The 13,797-nt window shown below is 71.6% G+C and carries 15 protein-coding genes; 5 read left to right on the top strand and 10 right to left on the bottom strand.

The annotated features are described in order from the left end of the window. Nucleotides 1-29 precede the first annotated feature (29 nt). Together LGR54_RS23880 and LGR54_RS23875 are read right to left on the bottom strand one after the other, a co-directional pair. Nucleotides 30-1,607 carry an alkaline phosphatase family protein gene (locus LGR54_RS23880; RefSeq protein WP_230364461.1) on the bottom strand — a complete coding sequence of 526 codons (1,578 nt, stop codon included), beginning with the start codon at nucleotides 1,605-1,607 and terminating at the stop codon, nucleotides 30-32. A gap of 116 nt (nucleotides 1,608-1,723) precedes the next feature. Beyond that, nucleotides 1,724-2,707, bottom strand: coding sequence for an oxidoreductase (locus LGR54_RS23875; protein ID WP_230364460.1), 984 nt, complete (start codon nucleotides 2,705-2,707; stop codon nucleotides 1,724-1,726). Between the two features lie 137 nt (nucleotides 2,708-2,844). Between LGR54_RS23875 and LGR54_RS23870 the strand changes: the two genes are divergently transcribed. After that, nucleotides 2,845-3,771, top strand: coding sequence for an AraC family transcriptional regulator (locus tag LGR54_RS23870; RefSeq protein WP_230364459.1), 927 nt, complete (start codon nucleotides 2,845-2,847; stop codon nucleotides 3,769-3,771). A gap of 3 nt (nucleotides 3,772-3,774) precedes the next feature. On the opposite strand, the gene LGR54_RS23865 is transcribed toward LGR54_RS23870, so the two are convergent. After that, the gene (locus LGR54_RS23865; protein WP_370638272.1) at nucleotides 3,775-4,704 is read right to left on the bottom strand and encodes a LysR family transcriptional regulator; all 930 of its coding nucleotides are present in this window, start codon (nucleotides 4,702-4,704) and stop codon (nucleotides 3,775-3,777) included. Nucleotides 4,705-4,964: 260 nt separating this feature from the next. Here LGR54_RS23865 and LGR54_RS23860 point away from each other — a divergent pair, with 260 nt between their 5' ends. The 3 genes from LGR54_RS23860 (at nucleotide 4,965) to dmeF (ending at nucleotide 7,657) form a co-directional block, all read left to right on the top strand. Continuing rightward, nucleotides 4,965-6,194, top strand: coding sequence for an MFS transporter (locus LGR54_RS23860; protein ID WP_230364510.1), 1,230 nt, complete (start codon nucleotides 4,965-4,967; stop codon nucleotides 6,192-6,194). A 219-nt stretch (nucleotides 6,195-6,413) separates the two neighbouring features. Further along, on the top strand, nucleotides 6,414-6,686 hold the full coding sequence (locus LGR54_RS23855; RefSeq protein ID WP_230364457.1) for a metal/formaldehyde-sensitive transcriptional repressor: 273 nt from the start codon (nucleotides 6,414-6,416) through the stop codon (nucleotides 6,684-6,686). Then, nucleotides 6,683-7,657: a CDF family Co(II)/Ni(II) efflux transporter DmeF gene (gene dmeF / locus LGR54_RS23850; protein WP_230364456.1), complete on the top strand. Its 975-nt coding sequence runs from the start codon at nucleotides 6,683-6,685 to the stop codon at nucleotides 7,655-7,657. The genes LGR54_RS23855 and dmeF overlap by 4 nt, the downstream gene beginning before the upstream one ends. A gap of 6 nt (nucleotides 7,658-7,663) precedes the next feature. On the opposite strand, the gene LGR54_RS23845 is transcribed toward dmeF, so the two are convergent. Next, entirely contained in the window at nucleotides 7,664-8,566 is a 903-nt protein-coding gene (locus LGR54_RS23845; RefSeq protein ID WP_230364455.1) for a LysR family transcriptional regulator, read from the bottom strand. Between the two features lie 87 nt (nucleotides 8,567-8,653). Here LGR54_RS23845 and LGR54_RS23840 point away from each other — a divergent pair, with 87 nt between their 5' ends. Continuing rightward, nucleotides 8,654-9,295 (top strand): NAD(P)H-dependent oxidoreductase, encoded by a 642-nt coding sequence (locus LGR54_RS23840; RefSeq protein WP_230364454.1) that lies wholly within the window; start codon nucleotides 8,654-8,656, stop codon nucleotides 9,293-9,295. On the opposite strand, the gene LGR54_RS23835 is transcribed toward LGR54_RS23840, so the two are convergent. Genes LGR54_RS23835 through dhaL form a run of 6 tightly spaced genes read right to left on the bottom strand, consistent with a single transcriptional unit; the run spans nucleotide 9,244 to nucleotide 13,778 of the window. Then, nucleotides 9,244-10,245 carry a dihydroxyacetone kinase subunit DhaK gene (locus LGR54_RS23835; protein ID WP_230364453.1) on the bottom strand — a complete coding sequence of 334 codons (1,002 nt, stop codon included), beginning with the start codon at nucleotides 10,243-10,245 and terminating at the stop codon, nucleotides 9,244-9,246. The two genes, LGR54_RS23840 and LGR54_RS23835, sit on opposite strands and share 52 nt — an antisense overlap. A 51-nt stretch (nucleotides 10,246-10,296) precedes the next feature. Continuing rightward, nucleotides 10,297-10,704 carry a hypothetical protein gene (locus LGR54_RS23830; RefSeq protein ID WP_230364452.1) on the bottom strand — a complete coding sequence of 136 codons (408 nt, stop codon included), beginning with the start codon at nucleotides 10,702-10,704 and terminating at the stop codon, nucleotides 10,297-10,299. A gap of 3 nt (nucleotides 10,705-10,707) precedes the next feature. Then, nucleotides 10,708-12,423: a putative PEP-binding protein gene (locus tag LGR54_RS23825; protein WP_370638269.1), complete on the bottom strand. Its 1,716-nt coding sequence runs from the start codon at nucleotides 12,421-12,423 to the stop codon at nucleotides 10,708-10,710. Continuing rightward, nucleotides 12,383-12,745 (bottom strand): HPr family phosphocarrier protein, encoded by a 363-nt coding sequence (locus LGR54_RS23820; protein WP_230364451.1) that lies wholly within the window; start codon nucleotides 12,743-12,745, stop codon nucleotides 12,383-12,385. The genes LGR54_RS23825 and LGR54_RS23820 overlap by 41 nt, the downstream gene beginning before the upstream one ends. Beyond that, nucleotides 12,745-13,167: a dihydroxyacetone kinase phosphoryl donor subunit DhaM gene (gene dhaM / locus LGR54_RS23815; protein WP_214007351.1), complete on the bottom strand. Its 423-nt coding sequence runs from the start codon at nucleotides 13,165-13,167 to the stop codon at nucleotides 12,745-12,747. The genes LGR54_RS23820 and dhaM overlap by 1 nt, the downstream gene beginning before the upstream one ends. Further along, nucleotides 13,164-13,778, bottom strand: coding sequence for a dihydroxyacetone kinase subunit DhaL (gene dhaL / locus LGR54_RS23810; protein ID WP_230364450.1), 615 nt, complete (start codon nucleotides 13,776-13,778; stop codon nucleotides 13,164-13,166). Before dhaL ends, dhaM begins: the two co-directional genes overlap by 4 nt. Between the last annotated feature and the right edge of the window lie 19 nt (nucleotides 13,779-13,797).

Below are 13,797 nucleotides of genomic sequence, written 5' to 3'. Positions count from 1 at the left end.
ACGTCACCCTCTCATTTTAATTATTCTAATCATATTCTAGACGTCTCTTCATGGAATGCTCCGTCCTTGGCGAGATAGCCGGTGAGGGTTTCCTCCTCATGGCGCTGGCGGAAGGCGAGCAGCCGTTCGGCTCCCTCCAGCCGCAGGGCGAGCGACGCGGGGTCGGAGGCACGGTTCGTGAGCTCGGCCGGGTCAGCGGCGAGGTCGAACAGCACTGGCGGCATTCCGGCAAAGGCAATATATTTCAATGCCTTGGTTCGAATGACCTGCAGGTGGCAGCGTTTGGTCGGCAGACCGAGAGCCTGCTCCATTCGCCGCCCGACGATGTCGCCGAAATGGAAGCTCCATTGCGTGGCGTCGCGCCAGTCGGTGGGGGTTTCCTCGCCGGCGCAGAGGGGGAGGAGGCTCCTGCCGTCGCAGTTTCGCGGGGTCGGCACGCCCGCGGCCTCCAGCAGAGTGGGCAGCACATCGACGGATTCCGTGAACGAATCCAACAACTTGCCGCGCCCTTTGTCTACGGCGGGACGCGGGTCGCGGATGATCAGCGGGATATGGGCGGACTGGTCGTAATAGCCGGTCTTACCGAGCAGCCAGTGGTCGCCGAGCTGCTCGCCATGATCGGCGGTGAAGACGATCAAGGTATTGTCCCACAAGCCGTTTTCCTTGAGCGCCCGGAAGATTCGGCCGAGATGGTGGTCCACCTCATGGGCGAGGCCGGCATAGATGGCACGCATGCGGCGGATGAGCTCGTCATCCATCTCGGCGGCGCGTCCGGTGAGACCGATGAGGTGTGCAGTGAGGCCAATCTGACCGATCAGTGCAGCGATCAGCGGGCTTTGGCCGGCCTCGACCGAGGGATCGGCGCCGCGTACCGGCGCCGGCATGTCGGCCGGGTCGACGAGACGGTGCCAGGGATCGGCCGCGCCGAAGGGCGGATGCGGGGCGATGTAGGAGAGATGCGCACAGAAGGGCTCCCGCCCGACCACGCCGAGCCAGTCGAGGAAGCGGTCGGTGAGGAAGGCGGTCTCGGAGTGTTCGGCGGCGAACACCGCCGGCTCGCCGAAGCGGCGCTGGGCGAAGATCGCCTCGCGGCCGGCATCGGGATCCTCCACCCGGTAGCCATTCGCCTTCAGATGCGCCAACCACGGCGTCGCCCGCTCGGTGAGCATCATCCCCGCCACCATGCCCGGGCAGAGATTCTCATAGGTGCCGCGATCGGGATCCAGCGGCGCCCGGCCGCGCGGGTCGAGCGTGGTGTCGGTGTAGCCGAACAGGGTCGGCAGATAGCCGGCACGGCGCAGCTCGGTGAACAGCGTCGGGTGGCGGGCGTCCAGCGGCATGCCATTGGCCACCGAGCGGTGCTTGTGAGCATAGAGCCCGGTATAGAGCGAGGCCCGCGACGGGCCGCAGGGATAGACCTGGCAATAATGGCTGGCGAAGCTGGTGCCGGCGGCGGCCAGCGCATCGAGATGCGGCGTCAGCCCGCCGAACGGCCGCCCGGCGCCCATGAGATCGCCGCGCCACTGGTCGGCGGTGATCAGCAGGATGTTGGGGCGGGAAGGCGCCGGCGCGCGCTCAGAGGAAGCTCGGGTCGAAGCTCGGGTCATTGGAAGGGCCGTCACGGGCTGATGGAGGCTGGACGGCGACGCGGGCGCGCCGCCGCCGGCAGCATAAGCGGGTTTCGCGACAGCCGCTGCGACAAACCTCCCGCCGCCGGCCCCGGTCAGCCCGGACCTCCGGCTCGCCCGATGCCGGTGAGTTCGGCCGACAGCGCCCAGAGACGCGCCGCCTCCCCCTCGTCCGCCGCATGGGCGCACACGCCGACGAACGGCTCCCGTGCCTCCTCGGCGCGGACCGCGACGTCGCAATCCTCGCAATAGAGGCCCCCAAGCCCCTCCAAGCGCGGCGAGGTGGCAGCCCACACGGCGGTGGCGGCGCCCTGTTCCGGCGTCTTGAAGCTGGGATCGGCGAGCGCTCCCGTCTCGTCCAGCCAGCCGGCCGCTACCATCTCCTCCCGCGCCAGATGCCGCTGCAACGGGGTGAAGATCTTGCCGGGATGCAGCGAGAACGCCCGGATGCCATGCTCCCGCCCCAGCCGGTCGAGATGCACGGCGAACAGTGCGTTGGCGGTCTTCGACTGGCCATAGGCCCGCCATTTGTCGTAGCCGTCCCGGAACTGCACGTCGTCCCAGCGCATGGCCGACTGGTGATGCCCGGCCGAGGAGACGCAGACCACGCGCGCGCCTCCCGCCACGCCCGCGCCTGCCGCCAGCGCCGGCCACAGCAGGTTGGTCAACACGAAGGGGCCGAGATGGTTGGTGGCGAACTGCGCCTCCCAGCCCGGCCCGACGCGGGTCTCCGGACAGGCCATGATGCCGGCATTGTTGATCATGAGGTCGAGAGGCTCGCCGGAAGCGAGCAGGCGGCCGGCGCAGGCGCGCACGCTGACGAGGTCGGCAAGGTCCAGCGCCTCGACCGCCACGCCGGGAAGATCCGCCAGGGCGCGGCGGGCGACCTCGGGTTGGCGGGCGGCGACGACCACCTCGGCACCGGCCGCCGCCAGCGCCCGCGTCGTCTCCAGCCCGAGGCCGGAATGCCCGCCGGTGACGAGGGCCCGCCGGCCGGCAAGGTCCAGGCCGGCGAGAACCTGCCGCGCGGTGCTGCGCGGCCCGAAGCCGGAACCGAGCGGCATCTGGTGGGTGGCCATGAGAACTCTCCTGCGCTGCACTGCCGGCCGGATGCACTGTCCACCGACCGGCGATCTCCCCCCAAGCATCGCGGATGGCCGACGGACGTTCCATGCGATAAAGTCCGGCTTTTCTCCTGTATCGTCCGGCTCCGCTGATGGATCCTCTCTCCGACGTGCTGTCGCTGCTGAAGCCGAAAAGCGCGATCAGCGCCGGCCTCGACGCGGGCGGCGACTGGGCGATCGCCTTTCCCCCGCATGAGGGCATCAAGTTCAACGCCGTGCTGCGCGGTGCCTGCTGGGTGCAGGTCGACGGCGACGCGGAGGGCGAGAGCGAACCGCGCCGCATCGAGGCCGGCGACTGCTTCCTGCTGACGCGCGGCCGGCCGTTCCGCTTCGCCACCGACCTCGCTTTGCCGCCGGTGGCCTCGCCGACCCTCTATGATCGCGCGGTGGACGGCATCGCCACCTGCAATGGCGGCGGCGACTTCTTCCTCGTCGGCGGACGGTTTGCCTTCGGCGAGGCGGCCGGCCTGCTGCTGGAGGCGCTGCCGGCCATCGTGTATGTGCCCGCCGCCGCCGGCGAGCAGGCCGCCGTGCTGCGCTGGGCGCTGGAGCGGCTGGCGGCGGAGCTGAAGGACAGGGCGCCAGGCGGTGGCCTGATGGCCGAGCATCTCGCCCATATCATGCTGCTGCAGGTGCTGCGGCTGTGGCTGGCCATGGCGGGCGCCAAGCCCCCCGGCTGGCTGGGCGCCCTGGCCGACCCGCGGCTGGCGCGCGCGCTCGCCGCCCTGCATGGCGAACCGGGACGGCGCTGGACGCTGGCCGAACTCGCCGGGCAGGCCGGCATGTCGCGCAGCGTGTTCGCCGACCGCTTTCGCCGGGCGGTCGGCCAGCCGCCGCTCGACTACCTGACCGGCTGGCGCATGCGACTGGCCGCCGGGCGGCTGCGGGACACCACCGAGAGCATCGCCGGCATCGCCTTCGCGCTCGGCTACCGGTCCGAGGCGGCGTTCAGCGCCGGCTTCCGCCGCTTCGCCGGCGTGCCGCCGGGCCGCTACCGGCGGGCGGCAAGGAACGGCTGAGCCTCATTCCGGCACGGTCGGCCGCGCCGCCCGCGCCGCGCGGGCGAAGTTCAGCGCCAGCGGCGGTGGGCGGTGCTTGCGGTAGGCGACGACCAGCCCGACGCGCGGCTCCGGCGCGCGCAGCCGGCGGAACGCCACGCCGGGCACGTTGAGATCGCCCAGCGAGGCCGGCACCAGCGACACGCCGAACTCCGCCGCCACCAGCGACAGGATCGAGGCGATCTGCGGCGCCGGCTGGCCGAGGCGTGGCTCGAAGCCGACCGCGCGGCAGGCGGCCAGCGCGGCATCGTGCAGGCTGGTGCCGACCGAGCGCGGGGTGAGGATGAACGGTTCCTCGCGCAGCGTCGTCAGATCCAGCCCGGCGCGCGTTTTGCCGCCGCGCGCCTTCCCCGCCTTCCCCGCGGCGGGATGCGCCGCCGGCAGCGCCGCCACTAGCGGCTCGTCGATCAGCCGCTCCTCGTGCAGGTCGGCGGGATCGGATTCCGCCGGGCGCAGGATGGCGACGTCCAGCCGGCCCTCGACCAGGCTCGACAGCAGCACCACCGAGTTCGCCTCGACGATCCTCAGCTCGACCTCGGGATAGGAACGGCGGAAGGAGCGGATGGCGGCGGGGAACAGCGGGTTGAGTGCCGCCGTGCCGGTGAGCCCGACGCTGAGCTGGCCGATCTCGCCGCGCGCGGCGCGCCGGGCGGCGTGGATGGCGGCGGCGGCCTCCTCCGGCAGCGGCTTCACCGCCGCGAGGAAGGCCTCGCCCGCCTCGGTGAGCTCGGCGCCATGCGCCACACGGTGGAACAGCTGGGTGCCGATCTCCGCCTCCAGATCCTTGATCTGGGCGCTGAGCGGCGGCTGGCCGATGCCGAGGCGGGCGGCGGCGCGGGTGAAGTTCCGCTCCTCGGCGACGGCGATGAAATAGCGGATGTGGCGCAGCTCCATGGCCATACATATTACATATGAAGAACGACATTTCCATATATTGGACAGATGATGTTGGTGGGACTATCTCCGCCGGGCTGCCCCCTCTCCGAAACGGGGACGCTTCCGGGAATTGTCAGATGTCCGCGCCTGCCCTCGCCTCGCCCGCTCTTGCCGCCTCCGCTGCTGCCTTGCCCGCCGCCGCCTCGCCTGTGTTGCGTGACCGCGCCCCCGCCGCCGAGATCCCGCGCGCGGCGCCCGACCTCGTGGTGCCCGAGGAGATGGCGTATGAGGCCGCGCCTTCGCCGAGCTTCATCGAGCGCGGCACCTCCGACTATCGCCGCGCCGGCCTCGCTTTGTTCCTCGCCGGCTTCGCCAGCTTCTCGCTGATCTATTGCGTGCAGCCGCTGCTGCCCGACTTCGCCCGCTCCTTCGCGCTGACCCCGGCGCAGAGCTCGCTCGCTCTGTCGCTGACCACCGGGATGCTCGCGGTCTCCATCGTGCTGGCCGGCGCCTTCTCGCAGGTGCTGGGCCGGCGCGGGCTGATCTTCGGCTCGATGGCGCTGGCGGCGGTTTTCAATCTCGCCGCCGCCTTCGCGCCCTCATGGCCGACGCTGTTGGCCGCGCGCGCGCTGGAAGGCTTCGTGCTCGGCGGCGTGCCGGCGGTGGCGATGGCCTATCTCGCCGAGGAGATCGCTCCCAGGCATCTCGGCAAGGCGATGGGCCTCTATATTGGCGGCACCGCCTTCGGGGCGATGATGGGCCGCGTCGGCATGGGGCTGACCACCGAATTCGCCTCCTGGCGGATGGCGCTCGGCGTGCTCGGCGCGGTGTGCGTCGCCTCGGCGATCGGCTTCCTGCTGCTCTTGCCGCCCTCGCGCAATTTCCAGCCGCAGCGCGGCCTCGGCCTCGGCTTCCACCTCTCCGCCTGGGGCGGGCACCTGCGCAACCGCGCGCTGATCCGCGTCTATGCCATCGGCTTCGTGCTCACCAGCATCTTCGTGACGCTGTTCAACTACGCCACCTTCCGGCTGTCCGGCGCGCCCTATGGGCTCTCCCCCTCCGCGGTGAGCATGCTGTTCCTCGCCTTCGGCTTCGGCATCGTCTCCTCCTCGCTGGCCGGCAGCCTCGCCGACCGCTTCGGCCGCCGGCCGCTGCTGGTCGCCGGCTTCCTGATCATGCTGGCGGGGATCCTGCTGACGCTGTCCGCCTCGCTGGTGGCGATCGCCGGCGGCGTGGCGCTGGTGGCGACCGGCTTCTTCATCGGCCATTCCGTGGCCTCCAGCTCGGTCGGCCCGCTGGCCGGGCTGTCCAAGGGGCACGCCGCCTCGCTGTACCTGCTGTTCTACTATATCGGGTCCAGCGTCACCGGCTCGATGGGCGGCTGGTTCTGGCAGCATGGCGGCTGGGGCGCGATTGTCGCCCTCACCGGCGGGCTGGCCGGACTCGGCGCCCTGCTCTCCCTCGCCGGGCGGACCCACGAGGCCGGCGCCGCCGCCATCGCGCGCTGACCGCACGACGCACCATCGGCCTTCCGCGACGCCGCGCCCGGCAAAGGCGCGGCGTTTTCGTATAGGTATACCTCCTATAATTCGATCGCGCATGCCCTCGGGTGCTGCCGGGGCGTGCGTAAACCTCACTAAATGTCGGATAGCTGGTCGTTTCCGCGTCGCCGGACGGAGAGCGGGTGGCCTTGCCCTTCGGAAAAATAGGGTATACCCCTATATCCCATGAGCCATATTGCGAAGAACAAGGCCAAGCTTCTCGCGCGTATCCGCCGCCTGAAGGGGCAGATGGAGGCGATCGAGCGGTCGCTGGAGGCGGAGGCGCCCTGCGCCGACGTGCTGAACCAGGTCGCCTCGGTGCGCGGCGCCATCAACGGCCTCACCGCCGAGCTGATCGAAGACCACATCCACGAGCACGTGCTCGCCGTCGAGGACCCGGCCGCCCGCGAGGCGGGCGCCGAGGAGCTGATCGACGTCATCCGGACCTATATGAAATGACCGACGCCGCCCGCCTCGATGCGCCGCACAGCCACGTGTTCCTCGGCGACAACCATGACCGCAACGCCCGCCGCACCTGGCTGGTGATCGCGCTGACCGCGACGATGATGGTCGGCGAAATCGTCGCCGGCAGCGTGTTCGGCTCGATGGCGCTGGTCGCCGATGGCTGGCACATGGCGACCCATGCGGCGGCGATGCTGATCACCGCCCTCGCCTATCTCTATGCCCGCCGCAACGCCCACAATCCGCGCTTCAGCTTCGGCACCGGCAAGCTGGGCGACCTCGCCGCCTTCGCCAGCGCCGTGGTGCTGGCGCTGATCGCGCTGCTGATCGGCTGGGAAAGCCTGGTGCGGCTCTACAGCCCGACCGCCATCGACTTTCCGCAGGCCATCGCGGTGGCGGTGCTCGGCCTCGCGGTGAACCTCGCCAGCGCCTGGCTGCTGCGCGAGGACCACGACCACCATCACGGCCATGGCCACCACCACGGGCACGGGCATCATCACGATCATCATGACGGCGAGCAGCACAGCGAGGGGCCTGCGCACGATCTCAACCTGCGCGCCGCCTATCTGCACGTACTCGCCGACGCACTGACCTCAGTGCTCGCCATCGCGGCGCTGACGCTGGGCAGCCTCTATGGCTGGCTGTGGCTCGACCCGATGATGGGCATCGTCGGCGGCCTCGTCATCGCCCGCTGGTCCTTCGGCCTGATCCGCAGCGCCGGCGCGGTGCTGATCGACTATGTCGAGCCGGGCGAGGACCTGCCGGACGAGATCCGCGAGGCGGTGGAGACCGATGGCGACGAGATCGTCGACCTGCATGTCTGGCAGCTCGGCCCCGGCCATCACGGCGCCATCGTCGCGCTGCGCAGCGCCGATCCGCGCCCGCCCTCGCACTACCGCGCCAAGCTGGCGCATATCCACGACCTGTCGCATGTGACGGTCGAGGTGGAGCCGAAGCTGGCCGCCTGAGCCCCTTCAGGCGGGTGCAGGCGCACGCAGCAGCTCGGCGAGCAGACCGGCGACGTGGCGCAGCCCGGCATCGCCGGCGCGGCGCTGGTGCCAGGCGAGGTGCAGCGGGAAGCCGGCCACCGGCACCGGCGGCGGGAAGCTGACGAGCCCGCCCTCCGCCGCCACCACCCGCGAGGGCAGCAGCGCCATCATGTCGGTCTGGCGCAGCAGTGTCGGCACCATCTGGAAGCCCGGCACCACGAAGCCGACACGGCGGGCGAGCCCGCGCCGCCCCAGTTCCTCGTCCACCGGCGTCGTCCGCTCGCCCCGTCCGGAGACGACGATGTGCGGGCTGGCGAGCCAGCGCGCACGGTCGAACGCCGTCGCGGCGGGATGGCCGGGCCGCATCGCCACCACATAGCGTTCGCCGAGGAGATGGGTGTAGCGCAATCCGTCCTCGCCGGGGGCGAAGACCGAGACGGCGAGATCGGCGCTGCCCTCGGCCAGCGCCCGCCGCGCCGCTTCCGCACTGAGCCAGGGCTGCACCACCAGATCGAGGCCGGGCGCGGTTTCAGCCAGCTTCGCCGCCAGCGGGGCGAGCACGAACAGAGCCGGATAGTCGGTCATAACGATGCGCAGCGTCTGCCGCAGCTCGTGCAGCGGCACCGGCGCCGGATCGACCAGCGCCTCCACCTCGGCCAGCAGCGCCTTGAGCGGTGCGCGCAATGCCTGCGCCCGCGGCGTGAGGCGCATGACACCGCGCCCGCGCTCCATCAGCGCGTCGTGGAACAGATGACGGCAGCGCTGCAGCGCCGCCGAGGCGGCGGGCTGCGACAGGCCCACCCGCTCGGCGGCCCGCCCGACATGCGCCTCGTCGAGCAGCGCGTCCAGCACCACCAGCAAATTGAGGTCGAGCGAGCGTAAATTCATGACGTGGATAATAAGCTATATCGATAATCGATTGGAATGATTTATTGCCGCCGCGCATCGTGCCGTCAACCCGCCATGGAGACGACGATGTCCGACGCACTGACCGGCAAAAACCCTACTGGAAAGACCCTCGTCCTGCTGTTCCATCCCGATCCCGCCCGCTCGCGCGCCAATGCGAGGCTCGCCAGCGCGGCGGCGCGGCGACCGGATGTCGAGGTAGTCGACATGGCCGCGCTCTACCCGCACGGCATCGACATGGAGGCCGACGGCGCCCGCGAGGCGGCACGGCTTCTCGCGGCCGACCGGCTGGTGCTGCAATTCCCGCTGCTGTGGTACGCGACGCCGCCGCTGCTGAAGGCGTGGCAGGACGCGGTGCTGACCCGCATGTTCTACGTCGCCTATGAAAGCGAGGGCCGGCTCGTGGAGGGCATGCCGTTGCTGCTCGCCCTGACCGCCGGCGGCCCCGCCGAGGCCTACCGCTCCGGCGCCGGCAACCCCTTCGCGCTCGACGCGCTGCTGGCGCCGCTGCGCGCCACCGCGCATCGCTGCGGCCTGGCGCTCGCCGACCCCTTCATCGTCTACGAGGCCAACAAGGTGCCGGTGGAGGCTCTCGATGCCGCCGCCGAGGCCTATGCGCGACAGCTCGACGACTGGATCACCGACAATTCGGCGACGCCTCACCAGTTCAGCGTCGGCGTCGCCACCGGGGCATCCCACAGCGCCAGCTGATCGGTCGTGAGCAGCGCCAGCGTCACCGACAGCCCGGCCATGTCCAGCGAGGTGACGAAGGTGCCGGTGAGCGAGCGCACCGGCGCCAGGCCCCGCGCCTCGAAGAAGCGATGCGCCAGGCCATAGGCGAGATAGAGCTCGATCGGCGGCGTGCCGCCGAAGCCGTTGACCACCAGCAGAGGGTGAAGGTCCGTCGCCGCCGTCAGCTCCGCCGGCAATTCGGCGAGGATGGCCGCGCCGAGCTGGCCGATGATGGCGTCGGCGTCGGCGAAGCGGGTACGATCGAGACCCGGCTCGCCATGGATGCCGACGCCGATCTCCATCTCCTCCGGCCCGAGCACGAAGGTCTCGCGCGGGTTGTTCGGTATCGCCACGCCGCGCAGGGCGACGCCCATCGAGCGGATGCCGGCATTGAGCCCGTCGCCCAGCGCCTTCAGCGCCGCGAGGTCCGCCCCGCGCTCGGCGGCGGCGCCGATCAGCTTCTCCACCACCACCGTGCCGGCGACCCCGCGCCGGCCCCGGCTGCGCACCGCCGGCCCGGTGGCGGCGTCGTCCTCGACGATGACGGTCTCGACGGCATGACGGTCGGCGGCCATCTCCGCCGCCATCTCGAAATTCATCACGTCGCCGTCGTAATTCTTGACGATCAGCAGGCAGCCGGCGCCGGTATCGGTCTCGTCCATCGCCGCGACGATCTGGTCGGGCGTCGGCGAGGTGAAGACATGGCCGGTGCAGGCAGCATCCAGCATGCCCAACCCGACGAAGCCGGAATGCAGCGGCTCGTGGCCGGCGCCGCCGCCGGAGATCACCGCCACCTTGCCCGGCACCAGCTGGCGCCGCCGGACGAATTTGCGCCCGCCGCCGAAAGTGACGAGCTCGGCATGCGCGCGCACCAACCCGTCGAGGCTCTCGGCGACGAAACGCTCCGGCGCGTTCATGATCTTCTTCATCGCCCGGCGCTCCGGCGCGCAAGCGGGCGGATGCCGCTATGGTGGAACCGCTCACTCACCGCCATTCACCAGCGCCGCCATCTTCTGGGCGAACTCGGCGACCGCCTCGTCGAACTGGCGGTTCTTCTTGTCGTCGCCGAAGTCCGGCGCCATCAGCGTCAGCGGGCGCAGCCGCTCACCGCCCCCGGCCTCCGGCAGCTTGCCGGGATGGGCGGCGTCATAGGCGAGCAGGAAGCGCTCCTGCTCGGCCGGGCTGAAATGGCAGACGCGGAAGATCGTCGGCAAGTGCCGGGCCGGCAGCGGCGTGTCATAGGTCGGGCTGGTCACCTGGGTGACGAAGCTGCGATGCTTGCCGAGCGCCGAGGCCAGCCGCTGGCGGGTGCCGGAGGGCCGGTTGTCGAGAATGCCGGCCAGCATGGCCTTGTAGGCGATCACCGCCTCGTCGAGCTCCCGCGCCACGGCTCACCCCTCCCCGGCGGGCATGGCGCGCCGCAGCGGGCCGATGGCGGCGAGGCGCGAGGGTGCGACCGAGAAATCGCGGAAGCCGAGGCCGACCAGCCGCGCCAGCGCCTCCGGATCGCCGGCGAGGTCGCCGCAGACCGACACCGGCTTGCCGAGCGCCTCCGCGGTCGTCGCGATCTGGGCCATCAGGCGGAACAAGGCGGTCTCCGAGCCGGCATTGAGCGGGGCGGCGATGGGATTGTCGCGCGCGGCCGCCGACAGATACTGCATCAGATCGTTGGTCCCCACCGAAAAGAACGCCGCCGCCTCGAACAGGTCGAGCGTGAGGGCAGCGGCCGGCACCTCCACCATGATGCCGAGCGGCGGGCGCCGCGCGGCGATGCCGAGCCGGGCGAGGCGGGCGGCCTCCTCATCGAACAAGGCGGCCATGGCGGCGACCTCCTGCGGCAGCGTCACCATCGGCAGCAGCACGCTGACGGAGTCACGGGTTGCCGGACTGTCCGCCGCCGCGCGCAGGATCGCCCGCGCCTGGATGCGGGCGAGATCGGGATGCGCCAGCAGGAAGCGGATGCCGCGCTCGCCGAGCAGCGAGGCCGGCCCGCCTTCGACGAGGCCGGGCAGCGCCTTGTCGCCGCCGAGATCGAGCAACCGCAGCCGCACCGGGCGGCCGGAAAAGCGCGCGAGGATGGCGCGGTAGCAGTCGACATGCCGCTCCTCGCTCAGCGCCTCGGCCGGCGAGAGGAACAGGAATTCGCTGCGTACCAGCCCGACGCCGTCCACCGTGGCGGGATCGACGGCGGCGAGGTCGGACAGGCTGTTGAGGTTGACGCTCAGCCGGAACGCCCCGCCCGGCCCGGCGACGGCGGCGGGAATGATGGTCGGAAGCGGCGGCGCGACCGGTTCGGCCGGATCGAGGCCGACCCGCCCGGCCGTGCCGTCGACGAGCAGCGGCTGGCCGGCGACGACGGCGAGCGGCCCGAGGCCGATGACCATCGGCACGCCGCGCGCGCGGGCCAACATGGCGACATGGCTCACCGTGCTGCCGGCGCCGAGCGCGATGCCGCCGCCCTTCGACCAGTCATGGGCGAGGAACAGGCTGGGCGGCATGTCGTCGCCGACATAGATCGCGGCGGCGGGGAAATCGGCACGCGGCCGTCCGGCGAGCGCATCGAGCACGCGCTGCCGGAGGTCGGCGAGATCGGCGGCCCGCGCGGCGAAGGCATCTTCGCCAGCGCCGCGCTCTCCAACTCCATCGGCGAAGGCGTCCTCGCCGGAGCCGCGCTCCCCAACCCCATCGGCGAAGGCATCTTCGCCAGCGCCGCGCGCCCCAATGGTGTCCGCCGCATCGTGGCCGTCATCGGCGACCAGCGCGGCGATGTGGGCGTCCATCGCGCCGGCCCAGGCCAGCGCGGCGCCCTCCCCGCGGGCGATGCGCGCGAGCGCCGGCTCGATCAGGTCGTCGTCGAGCAGCATCTCGATCTGGAAGTCGAGCACGCCGGCGCTCTCGGCATCGGCGCCGGCGGCCAGCGCCCGCAATTCGCCGATCGCCACCGTCACCGCGCCGGCCAGCGCGGCGCGCGCGTCCTCCCCGGCCATCGCCGGGGGCGCGGCCGGCGCGAGGGCGCGGAACGCCGGACCGCAGGCGCGGCCGGGCGAGGCCGCCTTGCCGGTCAGCTCACGCGGGCCGGCCATCCGGACGACCATCGGCACGGGCATTCTTGCGGTCCTCGTCGAAATTGCGCCGCACCAGCTCGCCGAGCGCGACGATCGCCTCCTCGGCGCGAAAGCCCTCGGCGCGGATGCGCAGGCGGGTGCCGCGACGGATGCGGGCGCCCATGATCTTCACGATGCTCTTGCCGTTCAGCCAGTCCGCCGAGCCGTCCACCGCCACCTCGATGGCGCAGGGAAAGCTCTTGGCCAGCCGGGTGAAGGCGACCGAGGGGCGCGCATGCAGGCCGATGCCGTGGGTGACTTCCACCTCGGTCTGCCAGCGGGCGCCGCTGCGCTCGCGCGGAAAGGCGGGGCTGGGCTCGCTCATCAGGGGGACAGCTCCTCGGCGGTCGCCACCACCTTGGCGAGGCTGGAGCCCCCCGACGCCTCGGCGGCGGCCACCACCGCGCCCTCGACCAGCGGGGCGTTGCAGATGGCGACGCGGGCCGCCCGCGCCGGGCCCAGCCGCTCGACCGCCATCTCGCTATTGGTCTCGGCGCCGCCGAGATCGACGAAGATCGCGACCCCTGCCTCCGACCACGCCGCCTCGATCGCCGCCGCGATGCCGGCGACATGGGTGCCGAGCCCGCCCTCGACATTGCCGCCGGTCCAGGCGAGCGGCACGCAGTCGCCGACCATCTGGCGCACCATGTCGGCGGCGCCCTTCGCCACCAGCGGCGAATGCGACACGATGACGATGCCGACATTGGCCGGGGACGGCGCGGAGGGCTGGTCGGCACGCGCGTTCATGACGGGCGGTGCTCCTCGAAATAGCCGCAGATGGCGGCGGTGAGCAGGGCGCAGCTGGAGGCGCCGGGATCCTCGTGGCCGATGGAGCGGGCGCCGAGAAACGACGCCCGACCGCGTCGCGCCTGCATCGGCCCGGTGGAATGGGCCGCCGAGCGGGCGCAGGCGGCGATGTCGCCCGGCGGCGAGCGCCTTACCAGTTCGGCCTGCACCGGGTAAAGCACGTCGAGCAGCGTCTTGTCGCCGGGACCGGAGCGGCCGCGCCGCGCCACGGCGGCGATGGCGCGCTCAAGCGGGGCGGCGAGGTCGTCGGCCTCGTCGCCGTCGGGCAGCGCGCGGCCGAGCTCCATCAAGAGCGTGCCGTAGAGCGGGCCGGCGGCGCCGCCGATATTCATCACCAGCACCAGGCCGATGCGCTCCAGCGCCGCCGGCAGCGGCAGGGCGGCGATGGCGTCGCGCTCGGCGAACACCGCCTCGAGGCCGCGCCGCATATTGGCGCCGTGGTCGCCGTCGCCGATGGCGCTGTCGAGCGCGCCCAGATGCTCGCCATGCCGGTCGATCTCCGCCCGGCACAGGGCGATCAGCGCGGAGAGATCGGCGGCGGCGAGATGCATCGGCTCCTCCCCTGTGCTG

Origin of the sequence: Ancylobacter sp. Lp-2 (assembly GCF_020523795.1) — a bacterium.
Taxonomy (GTDB): Bacteria; Pseudomonadota; Alphaproteobacteria; order Rhizobiales; family Xanthobacteraceae; genus Ancylobacter.
Note: the sequence above shows the minus strand (reverse complement) of the source record. Positions and strands in the feature narration are given on the sequence as shown.

What these genes read in the sequence shown, in the direction of transcription:
- LGR54_RS23875 (WP_230364460.1), bottom strand. Translation starts at nt 2,707, where the DNA reads ATGGCCACCCACCAGATGCCGCTCGGTTCCGGCTTCGGGCCGCGCAGC.
- LGR54_RS23825 (WP_370638269.1), bottom strand. Translation starts at nt 12,423, where the DNA reads ATGCCCGTGCCGATGGTCGTCCGGATGGCCGGCCCGCGTGAGCTGACC.
- dhaM (WP_214007351.1), bottom strand. Translation starts at nt 13,167, where the DNA reads ATGAACGCGCGTGCCGACCAGCCCTCCGCGCCGTCCCCGGCCAATGTC.
- LGR54_RS23820 (WP_230364451.1), bottom strand. Translation starts at nt 12,745, where the DNA reads ATGAGCGAGCCCAGCCCCGCCTTTCCGCGCGAGCGCAGCGGCGCCCGC.
- LGR54_RS23840 (WP_230364454.1), top strand. Translation starts at nt 8,654, where the DNA reads ATGTCCGACGCACTGACCGGCAAAAACCCTACTGGAAAGACCCTCGTC.
- dhaL (WP_230364450.1), bottom strand. Translation starts at nt 13,778, where the DNA reads ATGCATCTCGCCGCCGCCGATCTCTCCGCGCTGATCGCCCTGTGCCGG.
- LGR54_RS23870 (WP_230364459.1), top strand. Translation starts at nt 2,845, where the DNA reads ATGGATCCTCTCTCCGACGTGCTGTCGCTGCTGAAGCCGAAAAGCGCG.
- LGR54_RS23855 (WP_230364457.1), top strand. Translation starts at nt 6,414, where the DNA reads ATGAGCCATATTGCGAAGAACAAGGCCAAGCTTCTCGCGCGTATCCGC.
- LGR54_RS23835 (WP_230364453.1), bottom strand. Translation starts at nt 10,245, where the DNA reads ATGAAGAAGATCATGAACGCGCCGGAGCGTTTCGTCGCCGAGAGCCTC.
- dmeF (WP_230364456.1), top strand. Translation starts at nt 6,683, where the DNA reads ATGACCGACGCCGCCCGCCTCGATGCGCCGCACAGCCACGTGTTCCTC.
- LGR54_RS23880 (WP_230364461.1), bottom strand. Translation starts at nt 1,607, where the DNA reads ATGACCCGAGCTTCGACCCGAGCTTCCTCTGAGCGCGCGCCGGCGCCT.
- LGR54_RS23865 (WP_370638272.1), bottom strand. Translation starts at nt 4,704, where the DNA reads ATGGAGCTGCGCCACATCCGCTATTTCATCGCCGTCGCCGAGGAGCGG.
- LGR54_RS23860 (WP_230364510.1), top strand. Translation starts at nt 4,965, where the DNA reads ATGGCGTATGAGGCCGCGCCTTCGCCGAGCTTCATCGAGCGCGGCACC.
- LGR54_RS23845 (WP_230364455.1), bottom strand. Translation starts at nt 8,566, where the DNA reads ATGAATTTACGCTCGCTCGACCTCAATTTGCTGGTGGTGCTGGACGCG.